We start from the raw sequence: 22,473 nt of genomic DNA, 5'->3' as shown, positions 1-22,473 counted from the left end.
TGTGTGTCAGGAATCGAAGCCGACGTCGAGGTACCGGTCGACGTTCTCCTTGGTGACGACCGCGGAAAACGTGGTGACCTCCGACGGGATCTCGTGCTCGGCGAGGTCGCCGACGCCCTTCGCCTGGCCGAGCAGGCGCGCCAGCGCGATCGCCGAGGACGCCATCGACGGGCTGTAGAGCACGGTCGCCTTGACCGGCCCCGAATCGGCCTTGATGCGGTTCATCATCGTCTTGGACCCGGCGCCGCCGACCATCAGGAACTCCGTGCGGCGCGCGTTCTCGATCGCCGCGACCACCCCGACCCCCTGGTCGTCGTCGTGGTTCCACAGCGCGTCCAGCCTCGCCGCCGACTGCAGCAGGTTCGCCGTCTGCGACTCGCCGGACTCCGGCGTGAACTGCGCGGAAACCCGTGGCCCGACGGCGAACCCGTGGCGCGCCAGGGCATCCTTGAAGCCCCTGCTCCGGTCCTGGGTCAGCGGCAGCGAGTCGATCCCGGCCACTTCGCCGATCACCGGCGCCGTCACGCCCTTGGCCTTGAGCTGCGCCGCGATGTGGTTGCCCGCGTTGACGCCCATGCGGTAGTTGTCCCCGCCGATCCACGTCCGGTACGCCAGCGGGGTGCCGAACACCCGGTCCACGTTCACCACCGGGATCCCCGCGTCCATCGCCTGCTGCCCGGCCGCGGTGAGCGCCTTGCCGTCGAAGGGGAGTACCACCAGCACGTCGACCTTGGCCGTGACGAGCGTTTCCACACCGGCGATCTGCTGGTTCACGTCGTTCGTGCCCTCGGTCGGCTTGAACGTGACGTCGCTGAACTTCTCGGCCTGCGCGCGGGCGTTCGTCGTCATCGCGGCCATCCAGCCGTGGTCGGCGGCCGGTGCCGAAAAGCCGATCGTGACGTGCTTTCCCGGTTGCGCGCTGGACCCCGCGGCCACCGGGCGGCCGCCGCCGTCGCTCGCGGGCGGGGTGTTCGACGTGCAGCCCGCCACCAGCGCGCTCGCGCCCAGCGCGGTTCCGCCGAGCAGGAAACCACGGCGACCCAATCGAGTCATTGCTCCTCCGAAGGCTCAGGTGGGGTGGCGTTCCGAACGCCCGCGGAACCGCAGCAGCACGGCGAGCACGATGACCACGCCCTTGGCGATGTTCTGGATGTCGGTGTCGAGGTTGTTGAGCGTGAAGATGTTGGACAGCACGGTGAAGATCAGGACGCCGACGAGCGTGCCGGTCAGCGAGCCGCGCCCGCCGGAGAGCAGCGTCCCGCCGATCACCACCGCGGCGATCGCGTCCAGCTCGTAGAACAGGCCGTTGGTGGAAGCGCCCGCCGTCGTCCTGGCGACCACCATCAGCGCGGCGATCCCGCAGCACAGCCCCGCGACGGCGTACACGATCGCGGTGTGGCGCCGCACGTCGATCCCGGCCAGCCGGGTGGCCTCGGGGTTGCCGCCGACGGCGTAGGTGCGGCGGCCGAAGGTGGTGCGGTTGAGCACCACCCAGCCGGCGGCGAAGACGAGCGCGAAGATCCAGATCAGCACCGGCACGCCGAGCAGGTCGCCGCGGAAGAAGGTGAGGAACCCGCCGTCGGCGACCACCTGCGTGCGGCGGCCGCTGATCCGCTCGGCCAGCCCGCGCGCCGCCGCGTACATCGCGAGCGTGGCGATGAACGGCACGACCTTCCCGTAGGCCACCAGCACGCCGTTGACCAGCCCGCAGCCGAGCCCGACGGCGAGCCCGCACAACACCATCACGACCGGACCGTACGACTGCGTCGCCAGCGTGGTCAGCCAGACGCTCGACAGGGCGACGATCGAGCCGACGGACAGGTCGATGCCGCCGCTGATGATCACGAACGTCATCCCGACGCTCACCACACCGATCGCCGCCGCCAGCCTCAGCACGGTCGAGATGTTGCCCTCGGTGAAGAACACCTCCGGCCGCGTGAAGTAGCCGACCAGGCACAGCGCCACCAGCACCCCGGTGAGCCCGAGCAGCCGGATGTCCGGCCGGAAGCCGGTGCCGCCCCTAGTCGGCTCGGATTCCGGCCGGACCGGCCCCGTCCCAGTCGAAGCCGCCTCGTCGTGGCGCGTCTCGGTCATGCCGCACTTCCTTCGAAGATCACGTCGAGCACCGCGGCCTCGGTCAGCTCGCCGGACGGCCGGTCGGCCAGCACGCGGCCCGCCGTGCCCCCGCCGAGCACGAGCACCCGGTCGGCGAGGCCGAGCACCTCCGGGATCTCGCTCGACACCAGCACGATCGCCACCCCGGTCGCGGCGAGTTCCCTGATGAGGCGGTACAACTCGGCACGCGCGCCGACATCGACGCCACGCGTCGGCTCGTCGAGCAGCAGCACGCGGCAGCCCCGTACCAGCCACCGCGCGAGCATCGCCTTCTGCTGGTTGCCGCCGGACAGCGTCCGCGCGAGGCGGCGGGGGTCGGCGGGCCGGAGATCGAGGCGCCGCAAGGTGTCCCGTGCGTCGCGCAGCTCGCGGGCGCGATCGGTGAAACCGAGCTTCGCGTACCGGCCGAGGCTCGCGAGCGTGACGTTGTGCGCGATGGGGAGATCGAGCAGGAGGCCCTGGCTCTTGCGCTCCTCCGGGGCGAGCCCGATTCCGGCGCGCACCGCGGCGCGGACGCTGCCGGGACGCACGGCCTTCCCGTCGACGGAAACCGCGCCCGCGTCGGGTTTCCTGGCTCCGGCGATGGTTTCCAGCAGCTCGCTGCGGCCGGAGCCGACCAGCCCGGCGATACCGAGGACTTCCCCGGCGTGCACGGAGAAGCCGACGCGGTCGAACTCGCCGCGCCGGGCGAGACCGTCCACACGCAACACTTCGGAAGTGCCGGGTTTCCCCGGTGCGCCCGGCATCGCGTCGAGTCGCCGGCCGGTCATCAGCGTCACCAGCTCGGCGGTCGGGGTGGTGCGGACGTCGAGTCCACTCGCGACGGTCCGGCCGTCCTTCAGCACGGTGACGCGGTGCCCGACGCGCCTCAGTTCGTCGAGGCGGTGCGAGATGTAGACGACCGCGACCCCGGCCGCGGTGAGCTCGCCGACGATGCGGAAGAGGTTGTCCACCTCCTCGCCCGCGAGCGCGGCGGTCGGCTCGTCCAGCACCAGCAGGCGCGCGTCGTGGGCGAGCGCGCGTGCCATCGAGACGAGCTGCTGCGAGGCCGCGGGGAGGGTGCCGACCGCCGCGGCGGGCCGGATCTCGGGATGGCCGAGCCGGGCGAGCAGCGCCCGTGCCCGCGCGCGGGACTCGGCGACCTTCGTGAACCCGAACCGGTGGCGCTCGTGACCGAGGAAGATGTTCTCCGCCACCGAAAGCCAGGGGACCAGGTCCAGCTCCTGGTAGACGGTGGCGATGCCGAGCCGCAGCGCCGCCGACGGCGAAGCAGGGCGCACCGGTTCGCCGAGCCACCGGATCTCGCCCTCGTCCGGCCGGTGCGCGGCCGAGAGCACCTTGATCAGCGTCGACTTGCCCGCGCCGTTCTGCCCGAGCACGCAGTGCACCTCGCCCGGCGCGACCTCCAGGTCGACGCCGTCGAGCGCGCGGACACCGGGGAAGGACTTGACGACGCCGCGAACCGCGAGCAGCGGCGGTGCAGCACCCACGTCCTCACCGCCGTTCCTGACTTTGTCTCGTCAGCGGCAAAAGTAAGGTGAGCCAGTTCACTCGTCAAGGTGAACTTGTGTCGGATTTCGCCACTTGCGTCCATTCGAGTGACGTCATCACGAGGACTTCTGCACATTTTCATCGAAAGTGCTCATGTCTCGAAGGCATCTTCAGGACTTTTCGCATCCCCGCGGGCCCGCGGAGCGCGGGTCACGACGACAGCGTGAAGGCGCGGTCCGCGGCCGACCACGCGGAGCCGATCACCCCTGCCGTCTCGCCCAGCTCCGAAAGCACGATCGGCAGGTTCCCGGTGGCCAGCGGGAGCGAGCGCCGGTGCACCGCACCGCGGACCTCGGCGAGCAGCGGGTGCCCGAGCCGCGCGACCCCGCCGCCGATCACCACCATGCCCGGGTTGATGAAGCTGACCAGCGACGCCACGACCTGGCCGAGCCGCCGCCCGCCGTCGCGGATCAGGGTGGCCGCGCCGGGGTCGCCCGCCGCGGCCGCTTCTCCCACGTCGCGGGCGCTCAGCCTGCCGTGCTCCGCGAGCGCGGCGGTGAGGAAGGCCGAGCGCCCGCTGCGGGCCAGGGTCAGCCCGTCGCGGGCCAGCGCCGCCCCGCCGAAGTACGCCTCGAGACATCCCGTCTCGCCGCACGCGCACGCCGGCCCGTATTCGTCGAGCCGGATGTGCCCGATGTCGCCGGCGGTCCCCGCGACCCCGCGGTAGACCTTCCCGCCGAGCACGAGCCCGCAGCCGATCCCGGTGCCGATCTTCACGAAGACGAGGTCGTCGAGCGAGCGCGCCACCCCGGAGTGCCGTTCGCCGAGCGCCATCGCGTTGACGTCGTTGTCGACGGCCACCGGGCAGTGCAGCGCGCCGCCGAGGTGGTCGCGGACCGCGAACCGGTTCCAGCCCGGCATGATCGGCGGCGCGACCGGCATCCCTTCGGCGAAGCTCACCGGGCCGGGCAGCCCGATGCCCGCGGCCAGCAGCCGTCCCGGCGCCTGCGCGCGCATCTTCTCGGACAGGTCGAGGACGCGGCTCAGAATCGCGTGCGGCCCTTCCCTGATGTCGGCGTCCTCGACGGTGTGGGCGAGCACCTCGCACGCGGCGTCGGTCACCGCGACGCCGATCGAGGTCGCGCCGACGTCCACGCCGAGCAGCCGGAGGTCCGTCGCAAGTCGTAGCAGCGTCGACCGGCGCCCGCCCCTGCTCACCGACGGGCCCGCCGCCTCGACGAGCCCGAGTTCGCTCAGCCTGGTGACCTCCACCGCGACCCGCGCCCGCGACAGTTCGAGGCGTTCGCCCAACTCGACGCGGGAAAGAACGCCTTCGTCGCGGAGCAGCGCCAGCATCGCGCGCTGGTGCCGGGTCTCGATCCTCGGCTGTCCGGATCCCATCCCCGAAGCCTAGGACCCCCTCCCAAAGGCTGGTCAAGGATTCGACCGTGGGGTGATGTGTCCGGTATGCCGGGACGCCTAGAGTGCGGCCATGCCCAGCGAGCAGCATGTCCTCCCCGCCGACGTCGTGCGCGGACTGACCGCGGCGGAGGTCGCCGAGCGCGTCGCCGCCGGCCGGACCAACGACGTCAGCACCAAGGCCAGCCGGACCACCGGCGAGATCATCCGCGCCAACGTGTTCACCAGGATCAACGCGATCTACGGGGTGCTGTTCGCGATCATCCTGTCCACCGGGTACCTGGTGGACGGCCTGTTCGGCGGGCTGATCATCGTGAACAGCGCGATCGGCATGATCCAGGAACTGCGCGCGAAGCGGACGCTCGAACAGCTCGCCATCGTCGGGCAGGCCCGGCCACGGGTGCGCCGCGACGGGGAGAGCACGGAGATCGACCCGGCGGAGGTCGTCCTCGACGACGTCATCGAACTGGGCACCGGCGACAAGGTCGTGGTCGACGGCGAAGTGCTCGCGGGCGAGGCGCTCGAGATCGACGAGTCGCTGCTGACCGGCGAGTCCGACCCGGTCGTCAAGCGGCCGGGCGACGAGGTGATGTCGGGCAGCTTCGTGGTCGCCGGTTCGGGTGCGTTCCGCGCCACGAAGGTCGGGAAGGACGCCTACGCGGCGCGGCTCGCCGAGGAGGCGAGCAAGTTCACGCTGGTGAAGTCCGAGCTGCGGGCCGGTATCGACAAGATCCTCAAGTTCATCACCTACCTGCTGGTCCCCGCGGGCGCGCTGACGATCTACAACCAGCTCGCCGGTGACCAGGCGCTGCCGGACGCGCTGCGCGGCATGGTCGCCGCGCTGGTGCCGATGGTGCCGGAGGGCCTGGTGCTGATGACCAGCGTCGCGTTCGCGGTCGGTGTCATCCGGCTCGGCAAGCGGCAGTGCCTCGTGCAGGAGCTGCCCGCGATCGAAGGGCTCGCCAGGGTCGACGTGGTGTGCGCGGACAAGACCGGCACGCTCACCGAAAACGCGATGCGGCTGGGGGAGGTGCGGGAACTCGGCGTGGACGGGGTGCCGGTGCCGGTCGCGCTGGCGGCGCTCGCCCGTGCCGAGGCCCGCCCGAACGCGAGCATGCTGGCGATCGGCGAGGCGTTCCCCGACGACCCCGGCTGGCGAACCGACGCGGTGATGCCGTTCTCCTCGGCGCGCAAGTGGAGCGGGGCGAGTTTCGACGGCCACGGGAACTGGGTGCTCGGTGCGCCGGACGTCCTGCTCGACGCCGACCACCCCGAGCGCGCGGAGGCCGAGCGCGTCGGCGCGCAGGGCCTGCGAGTCCTGCTGCTCGGCCATGCCGAGCGCAGGGTCGACGCACCGGAGGGTCCTGGCGCGGTGACCGCGCTGGCGCTCGTGCTGCTGGAGCAGAAGATCCGCCCGGACGCCAAGGACACTTTGGACTACTTCGCGCACCAGTCGGTGACGGTGAAGGTGATTTCGGGCGACAACGCGGTCTCGGTCGGCGCTGTCGCGGGCAAGCTGGACCTGCCCGGCGCGCAGGACCCGGTCGACGCGCGCCGCCTGCCGGAGGAGTCGCACGAACTCGCCGACGTGGTCGAGGAGTCCGCGGTGTTCGGGCGGGTCACCCCGTTGCAGAAGCGGGCGATGGTCGGCGCGCTGCAGTCGAAGGGGCACACCGTCGCGATGACCGGCGACGGCGTCAACGACGTGCTCGCGCTCAAGGACGCCGATATCGGGGTCGCGATGGGCGCTGGCAGCCCGGCGACCCGCGCGGTGGCGCAGATCGTGTTGCTGGACAACAAGTTCGCGACCCTGCCGCACGTCGTCGGCGAGGGCCGCAGGGTGATCGGCAACATCGAACGCGTTTCGAACCTGTTCCTCACCAAGACCGTCTACTCGGTACTGCTCGCGCTGGCGGTCGGGATCGCGCAGGTGCCGTACCCGTTCCTGCCCCGGCACGTGACGATCACCGCCTGGTTCACCATCGGCCTCCCCGCCTTCGTGCTTTCGCTGGCGCCCAACAACGAACGCGCCCGCTCGGGCTTCGTCGGGCGCGTGATGCGGGCCGCGCTGCCCGCCGGTGTGGTGATCGCGGCGGCGACCTTCGTGTCGTACCTGTTGGTGTACCAGGGTTCCGGAGCGTCCGAACTGGACAAGGAACAGGCGGGCACCACCGCGCTGATCACCCTGATCTCGATCGCGCTGTGGGTGCTCGCGATCATCGCCCGGCCCTACGCGTGGTGGAAGATCGCCCTCATCGCGGGCATGGTGGCGCTGACACTGGCGATGTTCCTGATCCCGTTCACCCAGGACTTCTTCCTGCTCGACCCCAGCAACCTCGGCTACACCGGCATCGCGTTCGCCTGCGGCGCCGTCGGCATCGTGCTCGTCGAAGCGGCGTGGTGGATCAACCGCGCCGTCGTCGCCCGCCGCGCCGAGGTGGACACCGAGGTCACGCACATGGGCTGAGGTGAACTCACCGCCGGTACCGGTTTTCTCCCGTAGAGTGACGGCGATGACGTCGATCGGGGAGGACTGACGTGCCGGGAGCACCGGGGGACGGGACGAACAACCAGTTCGGGGGAACCGCCGAGAACGTGGCGATGTTCCGGTACGCGGGGTCGGTCACCATGACGACCCAGCAGTTCGCGCCGCCGCCGCAGCAGCGGTCTTGGGCCGTCGCGGCACCAGAGGGCACGTTCACCGATCGCGCCGATATCCTCGCCCGGATCGGCGCCGTCGCGAAAGCCGACCGGGAGACCGCCGCCGTGGTGGTGCTGACCGGGGCCGCGGGCGTGGGAAAGACCGCGGTGCTGCACCGGTGCGCGGCCCTGCTGCGGCCGCACTTCGAATTCGCGGTCACCGCCGATTTCGGGCCGCTCTGGCCACAGGGCGGGGTCAGCCTCTCGGACGCGCTGGCGGGCATGCTGACCGAGCTGTACGTGGACCAGCGGTGGATTCCGGCGACCCTTGCGGACAGGCGGAAGCGGTACCTGTCCCTCACCGAGGGGGAGAAGGTGCTGGTGCTGCTGGACAATGTGCACCATGCCGCGGAGGTGCTCGCCCTGATCCCCAACTCGCGCCATGCGCTGGTGCTGGCCGCGAGCGAATTCTCGCTGGACGACATGAACGTCCCCGAAGAGAGCGACCTGGCGGTCAGGGCCGATCTCACGCCGTTGTCGGGTTTGCCGGAGGACGACGCCGTCGAGCTGCTCGCCAAGATCTGCGGACCGGCGCGCGATCTCGGTGACGAGGGCCAGGTGCGGGAACTGGTCGGTTTGCTCGGGGGTTCGCCGGTGGACCTGCGCGTCGCGGGCGGGCGGCTCAAAACCAGGAAGACACTCGAAGTCGGCCATCTGATCGAGGAGCTGACCGAAGAACTCCGGCGCGCGCCGGAAGAGGCACCGCGCGGCGCGCTCGGGAGCACGAACCGGTTCGACCCCGCGTACCGGTGGTTGTCCGCACCGGCCGCCCGGATGTACCGGCTGCTCGGTGCGCTGGCGGCGCCCGCGGTGCCGATCCGGATCATCGCCGCCGCGCTCGGTGTGCCCGGCGAGGAGGCCGGGCTGCTCGCCGATGAACTGCTGCGGGTGTACCTCGTGGAGGAACTGCCGACCGGTTTCCGGTTGCCCGGTGCCATTCGCAGGCACGCGCACCGCGTGGCGAGGCAAGCGGCGGACGAATCGGAGGCGATGGTCGAGGAGGCGGTCAAGGCATGGGTCGCCGATGCCGCCGACGCGGACTACGCGGTCAACGCGAACCGGCTCCGCGTCACGGACGCGAGGCGTGCCGGTCGAGAACCGCTGTGCACGTCGAGCCGGGCGGCGATGGACTGGTTCGCCGCCAACCACGATGCCCTGCTCGCGGTGCTGCGGACGGCGGACGCCGGGCACTGGGACGAGCAGACCTGGCAGCTGTTCGAAGCGATGTGGCCGTTCTACAGCACCCACAAGCTCCTGCACGCGTGGCGGGAGGCGGGCGCACTGGCGGTGAAGGCCGCACGGCGCAGCGGACCACCACGGGTGGAAGCCAGGATCCGGTGCTACCTCTCCCGTGCCTACGTCGAGCTGGGCGAGTTCGAATCGGCGCATACCGAACTCGTTCGCGCCAGAGAGCTGACCGAGCACGACGAAGAGGTCAAGTACTTCGCTTCGGTGCTCGACTTCCTCGGCAAGGCGAAGTACGTGGAAGGGGAGTTCGCCGAAGCGCTGGCCGTGTACCGGGAATCGCTGCGGCTGCACGAACAGATCGAGGATCGACGGGGTATCGCGTTGCAGTCCCAGTTCGTCGGCCGGTGCCTCGGCGAACTGGGGGAGCACGTGGCGGCACTGGCCGCGTTCGACCGGGCGGACGAGCTGCTCGCGGACTCCGGTGATGCCAGGACGCTGTCCCAGATCGCCACCAGCAGGGCAGCGGTGCTGGTCGCGCTGGGCAGGGACGCCGGCGCGGTGGCGAGCCTGCACCGAGCGGTCGAAATCGCCGGGGCGCTCGGCACCGTGGCGCTGATCGACAAGCCGCTTGAACTCCTCGCCGATCTCGCGCACCGGTACGGTGACGCCGAAGCCGAGCGGACCTATCTCCGGCAGGTGTGCGAACTGCACGACCGGACGGGTTCGCCGAGGGCGGCCGAGTTCCGGCGGCGGCTGGATTCGCTCACGTCCTGAGCCGCAGCACCGCGGTCGCGGCGCCCGCGGACAGGCGGCAGGTCGCCGGTCCGCGTCCGCTCAGGAGCCGGTGGTACGCCGCGGACGCGATCAGCTCGGCGGGGAAACCGGGTGTCGCGTCGTCGATATCGGCCACCGCGGTGCTGCCGTCCCTGGTCCGCAGCACCACCCGCCCTGATGGTTCGAGCGTTGCCGCCATCCGGCTGCCGGGATATGCCGCGAGCGCACGGGCGGCCCAGCCGTCCTCGGTGCCCCAGCGCAGCAGGATCGCCGCGCTCTCGATCAGTCGCGGGTCCGTTTCGTCCACAAAGGACGCGAGATGCCGGGCCGTTCGGTCGGTGGCGAACTCGGAGAGAACCGCGGGAAACCGCTTCAGGTCCAGTGCGCCGCCGGCGCCGGTTCCGGTCGTGACGTCGAACGATTTCGGTTGCGCGATGTCGAGAGGATCGGTGGGGAACGGGCTGAACCGCGGCGGGAACGGCGGCTGGCTCAGTTCGAGCAGTTCGTAGCACGTGTCACGGAGCGTCCGCAAGGACGCGCCGGGGAGTGCGAAGACCTGGTTCGCCAATTCCTGGTGGTGTTCGGGCCGGAAGTCCTCGATCGCTTTGCCGATCTGCTCGGCGGCGGCGCGGTTCGGGTCGAACCGGCCCATTTTCCTGCCGAGGGTTTCCATCGGAGTGCCGGGGGCGACCTCGTTATCGCCGAAAGCGGCGAGGAGAAGGGGAATCGCGAGTCCCGTGGTGTACGCCGAGAGCGATCCGTGGTCGCCGAGCACGCAGTCCGCGGCGAGCAGGCCGAGCTGCCACGGCCCGGTGGGCGGGATCAGCGCCAGCCCGGCCTCTTCCGCCCGTTCCAGCCAGTTGCGCACCTGCCACGGGCTGTGGTGCACCCACACGTTCGGATGCAGCACCGCGGCCACCCTGAACTCATCGTGCGGGAGTTCGGCGAGCAACCCGGTCGGCAGGTCGGGCCAGCGCCCCATGGTGGATTCCGGGCCCCAGGTGGACGTGACGGTGACGAGTTTGTGGTGCGGCAGCAGCCCGAGCGCCGCACGGTGCTCCGCCCGTCGCCGGTCCGCCCGCATCCGGTCCAGGCACGGATCACCCGCCACCCTCGCCCGTTCGAGCAGGTCGGGTGCCGTCGCGGCGACCTGCTCGAACTGTGCCGGATGGGAGAGCACGAGCGTGCTCACCAGAGGTTTTCCTGCGTACCGCAGTGCGGAATCGGTGAGCCCGGACAACTGCGGTGGGGTGGCGTGCGGTGAGAACTTCTGATACCCGGCACCGTGCGGAAGCAGTACCAGCTTTCCGTCGAGTTCGTGCAGGTCGCTGTGGTCACTGGCGCTGAGGATCAGATCGAATCGCTGCTTTTTCGCCTTGTGCCACGCGATCACGTTGGTACCCAGCCGGCGGAGCCGCCTCGCGACGCCGTCGTTGAACACGGATCCCTTGTCGACGGTGAACCTCACCTGGATCCGGGTGTCCCCTGCGATCGCGGGCAGCACGTCGAGCAGCCGGTCCAGCGAGGTGTGCGTTCGGGACACCACGAGCACGGTGCGTTCCGCGGGAACGGTTCCCCATTCCCGCGTCACTCGTCAGCTCCGGGTTTCCGGGTTTCCGGGTTTCCGGGTTTCCGGGTTTCCGGGTTTCCGGGTTTCCGGGTTTCCGGGTTTCCGGGTTTCCGGGTTTATTGTATAGCGTTGTTATTGCTCGCGAGCGGGAAATCGCCGATGATCCCCCGAAGGGAATACACTGCTGCCTATCGCCGGGTCCGGCAGCGCCGTCGATGTCTGACACGGCTACCGATCTTACGTGCCTTCGGAGGAGGGGCTTACCCCATCGGGCCGTGGTGCTGTGCGATTGTTCACACCTACCGGACTGTCACTTGTGGACGTCTGGGCAGCAGGACCGCCAGCAGGCCGCCGACGGCGACCACGGCCGCGCCCGCCTTCATCGCGGGCACCAGGCCCGCCACGAAGGCCGTGCGGTCGCCGTAGCCGCCGAACGCGGTGAACACGGACGCGAGCACGGCGACGCCGAACGCGACGCCGAGTTCGCGGACGGTGCTGTGCGAGCCGGACGCGATCCCGTGCGAGTCGCGAGGAACGCTCGCGAGCGCCACCGTGCTCATCGGCGCGTAGGTCAGCCCCATGCCGATCCCGGCGAGCGCGAGCGGCGGCACCATGGCCGCGTACCGGACGTCGGTGGAGACGAGCAGCGCGAGCCAGCCGAGACCGGCGGCGAGCAGGGCCTGGCCGGTCACGATCAGCACGCGGGGGCCGATCCTCTCGGCGAACAGGCCCGCGAGCGGTGCGACCACCATCGGGGCCATGGTCCACGGCAGCGTGCGGAGACCGGCGTCCAGCGGGCTGAGGCCCTGCACGATCTGGAAGAACTGGGAGAGCAGGAAGACCGACCCGAAGACGCCGACCGAGAACAGGAACGCGGTCGAGTTGACCGCGCTGAACGCGCGTGAGCGGAACAGCCGCAGCGGCAGCATCGGCGCCGCGGACCGGTGTTCCCACACCAGGAACCCGCCGAGCAGCGCGGCACCACCGAGCAGCGCGAGCAGCGTGGCTGGCTCGTACCAGCCGTGCTCCGAGCCGTGCACCAGGCCCCACAGCAGCGCGAAAACCCCCGCCGTGGACAGCGCGAGGCCGAGCGGGTCAAGCCGCCCTGCCCCGCCGCGCGATTCGCGCAGCACCACGGCGGCGAGCGGGAACGCGACGAGTCCGACCGGGACGTTCAGCCAGAAGATCCAGGTCCAGTCGAGCCCGCTCGCGACCGCGCCACCGACCAGCGGGCCGATCGCGACACCGAGCCCGCTGAGCCCGCTCCAGATGCCGATCGCCGCGTCCCGCTTCCGCTCCGGCACCGCGGCGCTGAGCAGGGTGAGGGACAACGGCATCACGGCAGCGCCCCCGATGCCCTGCACGGCGCGCGCCGCCGTCAGCATCCACGGCTCGCTCGCCACGGCGCAGGCGGCGGAGGCCACCGTGAACACCGCGATCCCGCCGAGGAACACGCGTCGCCTGCCGAGCCGGTCGCCGAGCGCGGCCGCGGTGAGCAGGAGCGCCGCGAACGAGAGCGTGTAGGCGTTGACGAACCACTGCAGCTCGGCGAGCGAGGCGCCGAGCCGCGTCTTGATCACCGGCAGCGCGGTGGTCACGACCAGGTTGTCGAGCGTGACCATGAACATCGGGATGCCGGTGGCGGCGAGCACGACGACCAGCGGGCGGCGACGCGGTGCTTCGGGCGGCCGGGACGTGCCCGTGCCTTGGATGTCCACAGTGGACATTGGTGTATCCCCCACAACAAGTTGTAATTCACTGATAACTAAATAAAGTACTTATTGACTGATAACATGTCAACGGACGACACGAGGAGGAGCCGATGGGCAAGGTCCGCCTGACCGCGGCGGAACGCAGCGACCAGCTCGTTTCCGCGGCCATCTCGGCGTTTTCCGCCTCGGGGTACGCGGCGACCACGACGGACGACATCGCCCGTCTGGCGAACGTGTCGCAGCCGTACGTGATCCGGTTGTTCGGTACCAAGCGACGGCTGTTCGTCGCCGGGATCGAGCGGGCGGCGTCGCGTATCGAGCAGACCTTCCGGGACGCGGGCACCGATCTCGACAGCCTCGGCGCCGCCTACGACCGGCTGCTCGCGGAGCGGGAGCTGCTCGCGATGCTGCTGCAGGGGTACGCCGCCAGCTCCGACCCGGAGATCGGCGCGGTGGTGCGCGACCGGTTCGGGCGGATCTACCTGCTGATCAGGGAGCTGACCGGTGCCGAGGCCGAGGACGTCCAGCGCTTCCTCGCCACCGGGATGCTGCTCACCGTGCTCGGCGCGCTCCAGGTCGCCGGCCCTGGCGCGGTGCCGGCCGAACCGTGGATGACCGAGCTGATCGGCTCGATACCCGGCTTCGTCGACGACCGGCAGTCGTAGGGTTGGGCGCATGCGCTTTTCGATCTCGATTCCCCAGTTCCACTCCGACGGCGAGTTCGACCCCGACGCCCTGCGCGCCCACCTGCGACGGGCGGAAGAACTAGGGTTCGAGGGCGGCTGGACGCAGGAACAGGTGCTCGGCACCAAGCCGCACCTCGGTGCGATCGAGACGCTGGCGTTCGCGGCCGCCTGCACGACGACGCTGCGGCTCGGCTGCTCGGTGTTCGTGCTCCCGCTGCGCAACCCGGTGCACCTGGCGAAGAGCATGGCGACGCTGGACCAGATGAGCGGCGGCCGGGTCGAGGTCGGTCTCGGCGCGGGCGGGCGGAACCGGGACTTCGCCGCGTTCGGGCTCAGCCCGGAGGGACTGGTCAGCCGGTTCACCGAAGGGCTCGCGGTGATGCGGGCGCTGTGGGCCGAGCCGAGTGTCACCTTCGACGGCCGGTTCTGGCAGCTCGCGGACGCGTCGATGGAGCCGAAGCCGGTGCAGAAGCCTTCGCCGCCGGTGTGGATCGGGGGCAGCGCGCCCGCGGCGCTGCGGCGTGCCGCGCGCCTCGCGGACGGGTTCTTCGGCGCCGGGTCCACCACCACCGAAAACTTCGTGGGCCAGGTCGAGGCGGTGCGGGCGGAACTCGTGGCGCAGCACCGGGATCCGGCCGGGTTCCAGCTCGCCAAGCGCGTCTACATCGCGGTCGACGACGACGCCGACCGCGCGGGGGAGCGGATGTCGCGGGCGCTGCGGGAGCTGTACGGGCCCTTCGCGGACACCCTCGGGAACGTGGCGATCACCGGCATCGCCGACGACTGCGTGCGCGGTATTCGCGAAGTCGCCGACGCGGGAGCCGAGATGGTGCTGTGCACACCGATGTTCGACGAGCGGGAGCAGATGGAACGCCTCGCGGCCGAGGTGTTGCCGCGCGTCGGCTGAGGTTCCGCGCCGGAAATTCACACCGCCTTTTCTCGCGTCCGCCCACCGCATCATTGTTTTGGACGATCGTGTTGCGCGACGTGGTCGCGTCTCATTACTCTCGAATCCTCGACTTTGAATCGTCGAGGTCGTCTTCGTTGTACTGGGGGTTTCACCATGACCGAATTGGCCGAACCCGGCCCCGTGCGGTACCCGATGAAAAGAACCTGTCCCTTCGAGCCGCCACCTGAATATCGGACCCTGCGTGAAGCGGGCCCGATCGTTCGCGCCGAGCTCCCGTCCGGGAGGAACGCCTGGGTACTGACGCGCTATGACGAGGTCCGCGCCGTGCTCGGCGACACGAGGTTCAGCTCGGACCGGTTCCACCCAGGGTTCCCGCTGATACTGAAGTCCGGCAGAACGGCCAAGACCCGGTTCAAACCGTCGTTGATCAGCATGGATCCGCCGGAGCACGGGCCTGCCAGGCGTGCGGTGGTCGGCGAGTTCACGGTCAAGCGCATGACCGAGCTCCGCCCGAGGATCCAGAAGACCGTCGACGGGCTGATCAGCGCGATGCTGGCCGGGCCGAAGCCCGCCGACCTGGTCGCGGAGCTCGCACTCCCCGTGCCGTCGCTGGTGATCTGCGAGCTGCTCGGCGTGCCCTACGCCGACCACGAGTTCTTCCAGGGGCGCACCAGGATCGTGCTCACCAGGGACATCGGACTCGACGATCGCCAGCAGGCGCTCGAAGACCTGTGGAACTACCTGGACGAACTCGTCGCGGCCAAGGAAGCCGATCCCGGCGACGACCTCATCGGCAGGCAGGTGCTCCATCAGCGAGCGTCCGGCGAGGTGGACCACGAAGCGTTGGTCGCGCTGGCCTCCCTGTTGCTCGTCGCGGGGCACGAAACCGTTTCGAACATGATTTCGCTCGGCATACTGGCGTTGCTCGAGCACCCCGCGCAGCTCGCCGCGCTCAAGGCGGATCCAGGCAAGACCCCCGGCGCGGTGGACGAACTGTTGCGGTACTTCACGATCGCGGAGGTCGCGACGTCGCGGGCGGCCACCGCCGACGTCGAAATCGCCGGCACGGTGATCCGTGCGGGCGAGGGAGTGATCGCGCTCAGCCACTCGGCCAATCGCGACGAAACGTCGTTCGCGGAGCCTGACGTGCTGGACATCGAGCGCGGGGCACGCCACCACGTCGCCTTCGGATTCGGGCCCCACCAGTGCCTCGGGCAGAACCTCGCACGGATGGAGCTGCAGATCGTGTTCGACACGGTGTTCCGCCGGATGCCCGCGTTGCGGCTCGCGGCCGAGGTGGAGAGCCTGCCGTTCAAGGATGACGCGACCGTCTACGGCCTCCACGAGTTGCCGGTGACCTGGTGACTCCTCGGCGTTCGATGACTGGTCCACTCGGGGGCTTGCCCGATTTGGGTGATGATCGCTATGCTTCGGGGGAATTCAACTTAGTTGTCCACTCTACTGGGGAGTAGATCATGCATATTGTGATTCCGTCGCGCCTTCAGGTCGAGGCTGAGCTGGCTACGGATTTCGCCGTCGAGGAAACACATAACGCAGGAATCGGTCATCCGCAGGTTCGCACGGTGCTGGACGCCGACGATCTCGCGGCACACTGACCTTTGTCCGTCTGACGGTTTTCGCATTCCCGGCGCGGTTTTCGGGAATGCGAAAACCTGACGGTCGAACTCTACGAGAGCGCAAATGTCCATCGCAGCGGAACGCGGATCGGCGAAGGTGTGTTTCGATGGAACACACCGGGTGTGCGATCCCGAGCAGACCCTTCGCCGCATCCGGCCGCTGCTGCCCCGGATGGGCATCACCCGGCTCGCCGATGTCACCTGGCTCGACGACATCGGGGTGCCGGTGTACCAGGCCGTCCGGCCCAACTCCTACCTGATGTCGGTGTCGCAGGGAAAAGGGCTGTCCCGCGCGCACGCGATCGTGTCCGCGGCGATGGAGTCCATCGAGAGCTGGCACGCGGAACGGGTCGGCGAGGGCGATCTGGTGGCGACAGCAGGCGAGGTCGAGCCGGATCTCGCCTACCGGCTGGACGAGCTGACGCTGGCCCCTCGCCATTATCTGAACCCCGCGGCGAAGTTGCGCTGGACTCGTGCGCGGCACCTCCTCGGCGGGGAAGAAACCCTGGTGCCCACCGATGTGCTCGACCTCGACGGCCGGATCACCGACCGGTGGCGGCCTCCGCTGTTCGTCAAGAGCAGCAACGGGCTGGCGAGCGGCAACATCCTCGACGAAGCGGTGCTGCACGGTCTTTACGAGGTCATCGAGCGAGACGCGCTGACCCGCGCCGGTAACGGGCCGGTACGGCACCTGGTGGATTCGCGGACGGTCGACGGCGAGTCGGGCGAGTTGTTCCGGCGGCTGCGCGACGCCGGGGTCGACGCGGCGGCCGATCTGCTGCCGAGCCCGACGGGTTTGCCCTGCTTCCGCGCCAGGATCATCAGCGATTCGTTCCCGGTCGTCTTCGTCGGGATGGGCTGCCACTTCGACCGAGATGTGGCGCTGTGCCGTGCGTTGACCGAGGCCGTGCAGTCCAGGGTCACCACGATCGCCGGTACCCGTGACGACGTGACGGGGGACCGTTTCGTGCGCGCGGAAGGAATCTCGTCCGGGCGGGTGAGCAGGCCCGATCTCGCGCAGTGGTCGACGGGTGACGTCCCGCTGTCCTTTGTGGACGTCGAATCGCGGCGCCACGGCACGATCGCCGAGGACCTGCGGTTGGCAGGCGAGCTCGTACAGGCCCACACGGGGCGGGACCCGCTCGTCGTCGACCACACCCGGCCGGACATCGGCATCCCGGTCGCGCGGGTGGTCTGTCCCGGCCTGGTGTTCAACCCGGATCTGGTGTGAGGACACATGCGGCGTCACCTGTTCTGCGGTCCCAGCCTGCCCGACGCGGCCGAACTGGCCGCTGGCGACGACATCGAAGTTCGGCCGCCGGTGGCCGCGGGGGACCTGCTGCGGCTTCCGCTGGCCCCCGGTGACGTCGTCGGCATCGTCGACGGCTACTTCCACCAGACGAGAGCCGTGCGGCACAAGGAAATCATGGCGGTGCTGGATTCGGGGGCACGGGTCATCGGGGCCGCCAGCATCGGCGCGTTGCGCGCCGCCGAGCTCACCGGGTACGGGATGGAAGGCGTCGGCGGGATCTACCGCGACTACCTCGACGGGACCCTGATCGCCGACGACGAAGTGACGCTCAGCCACGGTCCCGCCGAAAGCGGCTACCGGGCGTTCTCGGAGCCGTTGGTGAACATCCGCGCCGCACTGTCCTGGCTGGAGTCGCGGAGCCTGATCGACGCCGCCATGCGGGAATCCCTCGTCGGCGACCTCGGCGAGCGGTACTACCCCGAGCGAACCTTCCGCGCCGCGGCCGAGCTCGCGCGGGAACGGGGCGCGGCCGATGAGACGATCGCCGCGCTGGAGCGGTTGGAGAGCTCGAACCCGGCCAACCGCAAGCGAACCGACGCGCTGCTCCTGCTCGACACGCTTCGCCATGCGGCGCGCGAACCGGCGCGTCACGCCGGGCTGCCGGTGCTCAGCCGCACGATCTTCCTGCACTCCTGGGAGCTCAAGGCCGCGGGTGCGGGTCCGGTGCCCGATCTCGCCGTGCTGCGCATCTGCCAGCTCTTCGCGACCGACTACCCCGTACGGCATCGCGCCAGGGTGATCGACCGGCTGGCCGCCGAATGCGCGCGCGACTGCCCGGTCTTCCCACGAGACACCGCCGAACGGGCGATCGCGCACGGGGTGCACATCGGGCTCTACCCGCCGTTGACCGATCACGAGCAGTTCTCCTTCCTGGTCCCGTGGCTCACCGGCGACGAACAGGACCGGTTGTCCTTGCCGGAGAAGGTGCTCACCTTCCTCGTGCGCAGCTTCCAGGTCTCGCCGGGTGTTCCCGACGACATCGGCGCGCTGACCGCGATGCGGTCCGCCCCGGTGGCGGTTTCACTGGCCACGGAGCTGGCAGGCGCCGCGCGTCAGGTCAATGAGGGCGCGCGTGCCGAGAACCCCCGATTCGACCTGTTTTCACTCGCCGAACGGCAGGTCGTCGACTGGTTCGCCGCCCGGTGGCGCACCACACCGGACGAACTCGAGCTGCACGCACTGGACAGGGGGATCGACTCGGTACCGACCCTGGTCGCCTCCGCCCGTCCGTACTACCTCGCCGCGAAGTACAACGCGGCGCTCACCGACTTCCGGATGGACGGGCATTCCGGTTCATAACGGACCGGTGGGGTTGCCGGTGAATTAGTTGCGTACGCCTACGGGCCGCCGCCTCGATTGTTCGCGAATCCGCGCTGGGCTTCATTGGGTGGGTCCAGTCCGCGTGAGTTCCCCGGGTCCGGGGACAGTTGAGTGTTCGGAGTCTTCGCGATGCGCAAACCGACCATCCGGCAGTTGATCCCAGCGGTGTGCTGCTTGGCGCTGACGGCGGGGGCGATCGTCACCGCCGCACCGGCGACCGCGCTCGGCTCGCCGGGCCCGTCCACCATCCATGCGGTGCCGGGCGATCCGGCCACGCCGCCGCCTTCCGCGACGCCGAACATGGTGGGCGGGCACAGGGTGACCGAGGACGTGCCGTTCATCGCGGCCCTGCACGGCAAGGACGACCAGCGCTTCCACTGCACCGCCTCGATCATCGCGCCGCAGTGGATCCTCACCGCGAAGCACTGCGTGCAGGACGGCGCGGCCAAGACGTTCCGCATCGGTTCGCTGACCAGGTCCAGCGGTGGGCAGACCGCCGACAGCGCGGACATCCGGACCGCGCCGGGTGCCGACGACGTGGCGCTGGTGAAGCTGGCCAAGGAGGTCGAGGTCAGCCAGTACGCCAAGGTCGGCGACGTGGGCGAGGCCAAGGTCGGGGTCGCCGAGCACGTGTTCGGCTGGGGTTACGAGAACTCCGACTGGACGAACCTGCCGGAGAACCTCAAGACCTCCAGCGGCGACATCCAGCAGACCGACTGCGGCCAGGGCTTCGGCGACGCGTTCTGCATCCACAACGACGGCGAAACCTCTGGCGGCGACTCCGGCGGACCCGCCATCGACGACGCGACCGGGAACATCATCGGGGTCTGCTCGTTCGGCCACAAACCGACCCAGGGCGACGGTTTCGGCGGCTACCAGACCGTCGTGAGCCAGGAAGTCCGCGACTGGATCAAGCAGACCGCGGGCGTCTGAGCGGGAAGGGGAGGGATCGCGGCCACCCGGTGCCACGGGTGGCCGCGATCGCCGTGCCCTGCCACGGCGTGACGTGCCGGCCCGATGCACTCGTCCGTGCCATGATCGAGGCCGATCACCGCATGCGCGACTTGGGAGGCTCGGCGATGGCCACGAACGGGGAATCCGGCGAACCGGGAGCCGGTGCGCACGGCCGGGAGCCCGAACTCAACACCGGGGTGCTGCCGGGGAACGTGCACGCCGACGACTGGATCATGCTCGCGCTCGCCGTGGTTTCGGTGGGGCTGCTCGGATTCATGGCGTTCAGCCCGTCCGCCCGCGACACCGGGATGTGGGTGTTCTACACCGACTGCGCGGTCTGCGCGCTGTTCCTGGCCGAATTCGGCTGGCGCTGGCGCAAGCGGCGCTGGGACGTGCGCTTCCTCGTACGCAACTGGTACGAACTGTTCGCGATGATCCCGGTGGCCCACCCCGGCCTCGCCGGGCACCAGTTCCTCCTGGTGGTCCTGCTGCTGGTGCGGATCGGCAGGGCGGCCGACCGCGCGGTGGGCGAGCAGTTCACCTACCGGCTCGTCGACAAGCTGTCCGAGCCGATCGTGCGCGCGATCAAGAAACCGATCACGATCGCGGTGATGGACGAGGTGGTGAAGGTGGTGGAGACCGGGAACTACCCGGAGAACCTGGCCAGGTCGCTCACCGCGAACCAGGACGAGCTGCGCGCGATCATCAGCGAAAAGCTCAGCGAGGACCGGCAGCTCGGCAAGCTCCGGCACATCCCGTTCCACGACGAGATCGTTCGCGGCGTCGTGGACACCTCGTTCCGCGTGGTACTGGAAGTGCTCCAGGACCCGCGCATCGACGACTTCTTCTCGGCCGTGGTCAGGGACAACCGGCTGCAGATCAGGCAGGCGGTGGAGCTCGGCCTCAACGAGGAGGGCGCGGACGACGACGGGAAGCTGCCCACCCGCACCCAGCGCGCCGCCGCACGCGAGTTCGACGAACGCCGAGGGCGGGCGTAGAAATCGTTTCGCGGTGGGCGAAAAGCGCGGGGGGACGGTCGCGTCCGGAGTAGAACGGGAGCGAGTGCCCACCACAGCGCAGGAGCCCGCATGCCACGAACGGATGTCGCCGTACCGACCGGGGACGGCGTCTGTGCCGCCACCCTGCACACGCCCGCCGGTGATGCGCCCTCGCCCGCGGTGATCCTCTACCCCGACGCCGCCGGTCCGCGCGAGACGTTCGCCGTGATGGCGGACCGGCTCGCCGCGCTCGGGTACGCGGTGCTGCTGCCCGATCCTTACTACCGGACCGGTGGGTACGCCCCGTTCGACGTCGCCACGGTGTTCGGCGACCCCGACGAACGGAAGCGGCTGATGGACCTGGTCGCGAGCGTGACGGCGGAGACGATCGTCCGCGACACCGGCGCGTTCCTCACGTTCCTCGAAAGCCGCTCCGAGGTGTCCGGCACCGCGGTGGGCACCACCGGGTACTGCATGGGCGGCCGTGCCTCCCTGACCGCGGCCGGGCACTACCCCGGCCGCATCGCCGCCGCCGCGTCGTTCCACGGCGGGAACCTCGCCAAGGAGGACGATCCGGACAGCCCGCACCTGCGCGCCGACCGGATCGGCGCGAGCGTCTACGTCGCGGGTGCCGAGGACGACGCGTCCTTCCCCGCCGAGCAGGCGGAACGGCTGGAAGGCGCCCTCACCGGCGCTGGGGTGCGGCACACCGTCGAGACCTACCCGGCCGCGCACGGGTTCGCGGTCGCGGACAACCCCACCTACGACGCCGACGCGGCGGAACGCCACTGGGCCGCGCTGACCCGGCTGTACGCCGACACCCTCGGCGGCTGACCCAGCGGCCGTCCGGTACGGCTGTTCGGTGGCGCCCGGTGCTTCCTCGTAGGCTGGCTCCCACGCGCGACGGAGGGGAGACCGAGGTGACCGATACGGCCGTGGCCGAGGTGCTGGCCGAACTGGCGGCGCTCGAGGATCCGAAGGTACGCGAGGTGAACGAGAAACGTGGTGACGACCACGGGGTGAACCTCGGCAAGCTGCGTGCGGTCGCGAAGCGGCTGAAGACGCAGCAGGATCTCGCGCGCCGTCTCTGGGCGACCGGTGACACCGCGGCAAGGCTGCTGGCGACCCTGATCTGCCGCCCGAAGGCGTTCGAACGCGCCGAACTGGACGCCATGATGCGCGAGGCGCGGGCCCCCAAGGTGCACGACTGGCTCGTGAACTACGTGGTGAAGAAGAGCCCGCACGCCGAAGAGCTCCGCGTGGCCTGGACAGCCGATCCGGATCCCGTGGTCGCGAGTGCCGGCTGGGCGCTGACCACCGAACGCGTGGCGAAGAAACCCGATGGCCTCGACCTCGCGGGACTGCTCGACGTCATCGAGGCGGAGCTGAAGGACGCTCCGGAACGCCTGCAGTGGGCGATGAACCACTGCCTGGCCCAGATCGGCATCTCCCACGCCGAGCACCGGGCCCGTGCGATCGACATCGGTGAACGTCTCGAGGTGCTCAAGGACTACCCGACCCCACCGAACTGCACGTCTCCGTTCGCGCCCACCTGGATCACCGAAATAGTGCGGCGAGAGCACAGCGCTTAGAGCGTGTCTCATTTGGTGAGTTTCTTGTAGCAGGTAAGCGTGGCGGCGAGGGTGAGGAAGGCGCAAAAGTGGTTGGCGTAGCGGTCATAGCGGAT

General features: G+C 69.8%; 18 protein-coding genes. 12 read left to right on the top strand and 6 right to left on the bottom strand.

The genetic code is table 11. The features are described from left to right. Window positions 1–6: 6 nt before the first annotated feature. The 4 genes from ABD256_RS27400 to ABD256_RS27385 form a co-directional block, all read right to left on the bottom strand. Window positions 7–1,053 (bottom strand): substrate-binding domain-containing protein, encoded by a 1,047-nt coding sequence (locus ABD256_RS27400; RefSeq protein ID WP_344424937.1) that lies wholly within the window; start codon window positions 1,051–1,053, stop codon window positions 7–9. Window positions 1,054–1,068: 15 nt separating this feature from the next. Beyond that, window positions 1,069–2,094, bottom strand: a complete 1,026-nt coding sequence (locus ABD256_RS27395) for an ABC transporter permease (RefSeq protein WP_344424935.1) — start codon at window positions 2,092–2,094, stop codon at window positions 1,069–1,071. Further along, on the bottom strand, window positions 2,091–3,605 hold the full coding sequence (locus tag ABD256_RS27390) for a sugar ABC transporter ATP-binding protein (protein WP_344424932.1): 1,515 nt from the start codon (window positions 3,603–3,605) through the stop codon (window positions 2,091–2,093). Before ABD256_RS27390 ends, ABD256_RS27395 begins: the two co-directional genes overlap by 4 nt. A gap of 211 nt (window positions 3,606–3,816) precedes the next feature. Then, window positions 3,817–5,007, bottom strand: a complete 1,191-nt coding sequence (locus tag ABD256_RS27385; RefSeq protein WP_344424929.1) for an ROK family transcriptional regulator — start codon at window positions 5,005–5,007, stop codon at window positions 3,817–3,819. Between the two features lie 91 nt (window positions 5,008–5,098). Here ABD256_RS27385 and ABD256_RS27380 point away from each other — a divergent pair, with 91 nt between their 5' ends. Continuing rightward, on the top strand, window positions 5,099–7,492 hold the full coding sequence (locus ABD256_RS27380) for a cation-translocating P-type ATPase (protein WP_344424926.1): 2,394 nt from the start codon (window positions 5,099–5,101) through the stop codon (window positions 7,490–7,492). 71 nt (window positions 7,493–7,563) lie between these two features. Beyond that, complete coding sequence (locus ABD256_RS27375; RefSeq protein ID WP_344424923.1) at window positions 7,564–9,687, top strand: hypothetical protein; 2,124 nt, start codon at window positions 7,564–7,566, stop codon at window positions 9,685–9,687. Here ABD256_RS27375 and ABD256_RS27370 read toward each other — a convergent pair. After that, complete coding sequence (locus ABD256_RS27370) at window positions 9,677–11,278, bottom strand: hypothetical protein (protein ID WP_344424920.1); 1,602 nt, start codon at window positions 11,276–11,278, stop codon at window positions 9,677–9,679. The two genes, ABD256_RS27375 and ABD256_RS27370, sit on opposite strands and share 11 nt — an antisense overlap. 278 nt (window positions 11,279–11,556) lie before the next feature. Further along, window positions 11,557–12,984 carry an MFS transporter gene (locus ABD256_RS27365; RefSeq protein ID WP_344424916.1) on the bottom strand — a complete coding sequence of 476 codons (1,428 nt, stop codon included), beginning with the start codon at window positions 12,982–12,984 and terminating at the stop codon, window positions 11,557–11,559. 95 nt (window positions 12,985–13,079) lie between these two features. On the opposite strand from ABD256_RS27365, the gene ABD256_RS27360 reads away from it, so the two are divergent. The 10 genes from ABD256_RS27360 to ABD256_RS27315 all read left to right on the top strand — a co-directional run bounded on the left by ABD256_RS27360 (window position 13,080) and on the right by ABD256_RS27315 (window position 22,378). Continuing rightward, window positions 13,080–13,634, top strand: a complete 555-nt coding sequence (locus tag ABD256_RS27360; protein WP_344424914.1) for a TetR/AcrR family transcriptional regulator — start codon at window positions 13,080–13,082, stop codon at window positions 13,632–13,634. Between the two features lie 10 nt (window positions 13,635–13,644). Continuing rightward, window positions 13,645–14,562, top strand: coding sequence for an LLM class flavin-dependent oxidoreductase (locus ABD256_RS27355; protein WP_344424911.1), 918 nt, complete (start codon window positions 13,645–13,647; stop codon window positions 14,560–14,562). A 156-nt stretch (window positions 14,563–14,718) separates the two neighbouring features. Beyond that, window positions 14,719–15,930, top strand: a complete 1,212-nt coding sequence (locus ABD256_RS27350; RefSeq protein WP_344424908.1) for a cytochrome P450 — start codon at window positions 14,719–14,721, stop codon at window positions 15,928–15,930. Window positions 15,931–16,040: 110 nt separating this feature from the next. Beyond that, window positions 16,041–16,181: a hypothetical protein gene (locus ABD256_RS27345; RefSeq protein WP_344424905.1), complete on the top strand. Its 141-nt coding sequence runs from the start codon at window positions 16,041–16,043 to the stop codon at window positions 16,179–16,181. An 85-nt stretch (window positions 16,182–16,266) separates the two neighbouring features. Continuing rightward, the gene (locus ABD256_RS27340; RefSeq protein WP_344424902.1) at window positions 16,267–17,433 is read left to right on the top strand and encodes a YcaO-like family protein; all 1,167 of its coding nucleotides are present in this window, start codon (window positions 16,267–16,269) and stop codon (window positions 17,431–17,433) included. Window positions 17,434–17,439: 6 nt separating this feature from the next. Next, the gene (locus tag ABD256_RS27335) at window positions 17,440–18,813 is read left to right on the top strand and encodes a TfuA-like protein (protein ID WP_344424899.1); all 1,374 of its coding nucleotides are present in this window, start codon (window positions 17,440–17,442) and stop codon (window positions 18,811–18,813) included. Between the two features lie 150 nt (window positions 18,814–18,963). Then, the gene (locus tag ABD256_RS27330; RefSeq protein WP_344424896.1) at window positions 18,964–19,767 is read left to right on the top strand and encodes a S1 family peptidase; all 804 of its coding nucleotides are present in this window, start codon (window positions 18,964–18,966) and stop codon (window positions 19,765–19,767) included. Between the two features lie 254 nt (window positions 19,768–20,021). Further along, the gene (locus tag ABD256_RS27325) at window positions 20,022–20,786 is read left to right on the top strand and encodes an ion transporter (RefSeq protein ID WP_344425249.1); all 765 of its coding nucleotides are present in this window, start codon (window positions 20,022–20,024) and stop codon (window positions 20,784–20,786) included. Between the two features lie 90 nt (window positions 20,787–20,876). Next, window positions 20,877–21,620 (top strand): dienelactone hydrolase family protein, encoded by a 744-nt coding sequence (locus ABD256_RS27320; protein WP_344424893.1) that lies wholly within the window; start codon window positions 20,877–20,879, stop codon window positions 21,618–21,620. An 86-nt stretch (window positions 21,621–21,706) separates the two neighbouring features. Then, window positions 21,707–22,378 (top strand): DNA alkylation repair protein, encoded by a 672-nt coding sequence (locus tag ABD256_RS27315; protein ID WP_344424890.1) that lies wholly within the window; start codon window positions 21,707–21,709, stop codon window positions 22,376–22,378. The last annotated feature ends 95 nt before the right edge of the window (window positions 22,379–22,473 follow it).

This window comes from Amycolatopsis minnesotensis, assembly GCF_039529815.1.
GTDB lineage: Bacteria > Actinomycetota > Actinomycetes > Mycobacteriales > Pseudonocardiaceae > Amycolatopsis > Amycolatopsis minnesotensis.
This window is presented reverse-complemented; position numbering and strand designations above follow the sequence as displayed.

What these genes read in the sequence shown, in the direction of transcription:
- ABD256_RS27400 (WP_344424937.1), bottom strand. Translation starts at nt 1,053, where the DNA reads ATGACTCGATTGGGTCGCCGTGGTTTCCTGCTCGGCGGAACCGCGCTG.
- ABD256_RS27395 (WP_344424935.1), bottom strand. Translation starts at nt 2,094, where the DNA reads ATGACCGAGACGCGCCACGACGAGGCGGCTTCGACTGGGACGGGGCCG.
- ABD256_RS27385 (WP_344424929.1), bottom strand. Translation starts at nt 5,007, where the DNA reads ATGGGATCCGGACAGCCGAGGATCGAGACCCGGCACCAGCGCGCGATG.
- ABD256_RS27380 (WP_344424926.1), top strand. Translation starts at nt 5,099, where the DNA reads ATGCCCAGCGAGCAGCATGTCCTCCCCGCCGACGTCGTGCGCGGACTG.
- ABD256_RS27365 (WP_344424916.1), bottom strand. Translation starts at nt 12,984, where the DNA reads ATGTCCACTGTGGACATCCAAGGCACGGGCACGTCCCGGCCGCCCGAA.
- ABD256_RS27360 (WP_344424914.1), top strand. Translation starts at nt 13,080, where the DNA reads ATGGGCAAGGTCCGCCTGACCGCGGCGGAACGCAGCGACCAGCTCGTT.
- ABD256_RS27355 (WP_344424911.1), top strand. Translation starts at nt 13,645, where the DNA reads ATGCGCTTTTCGATCTCGATTCCCCAGTTCCACTCCGACGGCGAGTTC.
- ABD256_RS27350 (WP_344424908.1), top strand. Translation starts at nt 14,719, where the DNA reads ATGACCGAATTGGCCGAACCCGGCCCCGTGCGGTACCCGATGAAAAGA.
- ABD256_RS27345 (WP_344424905.1), top strand. Translation starts at nt 16,041, where the DNA reads ATGCATATTGTGATTCCGTCGCGCCTTCAGGTCGAGGCTGAGCTGGCT.
- ABD256_RS27340 (WP_344424902.1), top strand. Translation starts at nt 16,267, where the DNA reads ATGTCCATCGCAGCGGAACGCGGATCGGCGAAGGTGTGTTTCGATGGA.
- ABD256_RS27335 (WP_344424899.1), top strand. Translation starts at nt 17,440, where the DNA reads ATGCGGCGTCACCTGTTCTGCGGTCCCAGCCTGCCCGACGCGGCCGAA.
- ABD256_RS27330 (WP_344424896.1), top strand. Translation starts at nt 18,964, where the DNA reads ATGCGCAAACCGACCATCCGGCAGTTGATCCCAGCGGTGTGCTGCTTG.
- ABD256_RS27325 (WP_344425249.1), top strand. Translation starts at nt 20,022, where the DNA reads ATGCTCGCGCTCGCCGTGGTTTCGGTGGGGCTGCTCGGATTCATGGCG.
- ABD256_RS27320 (WP_344424893.1), top strand. Translation starts at nt 20,877, where the DNA reads ATGCCACGAACGGATGTCGCCGTACCGACCGGGGACGGCGTCTGTGCC.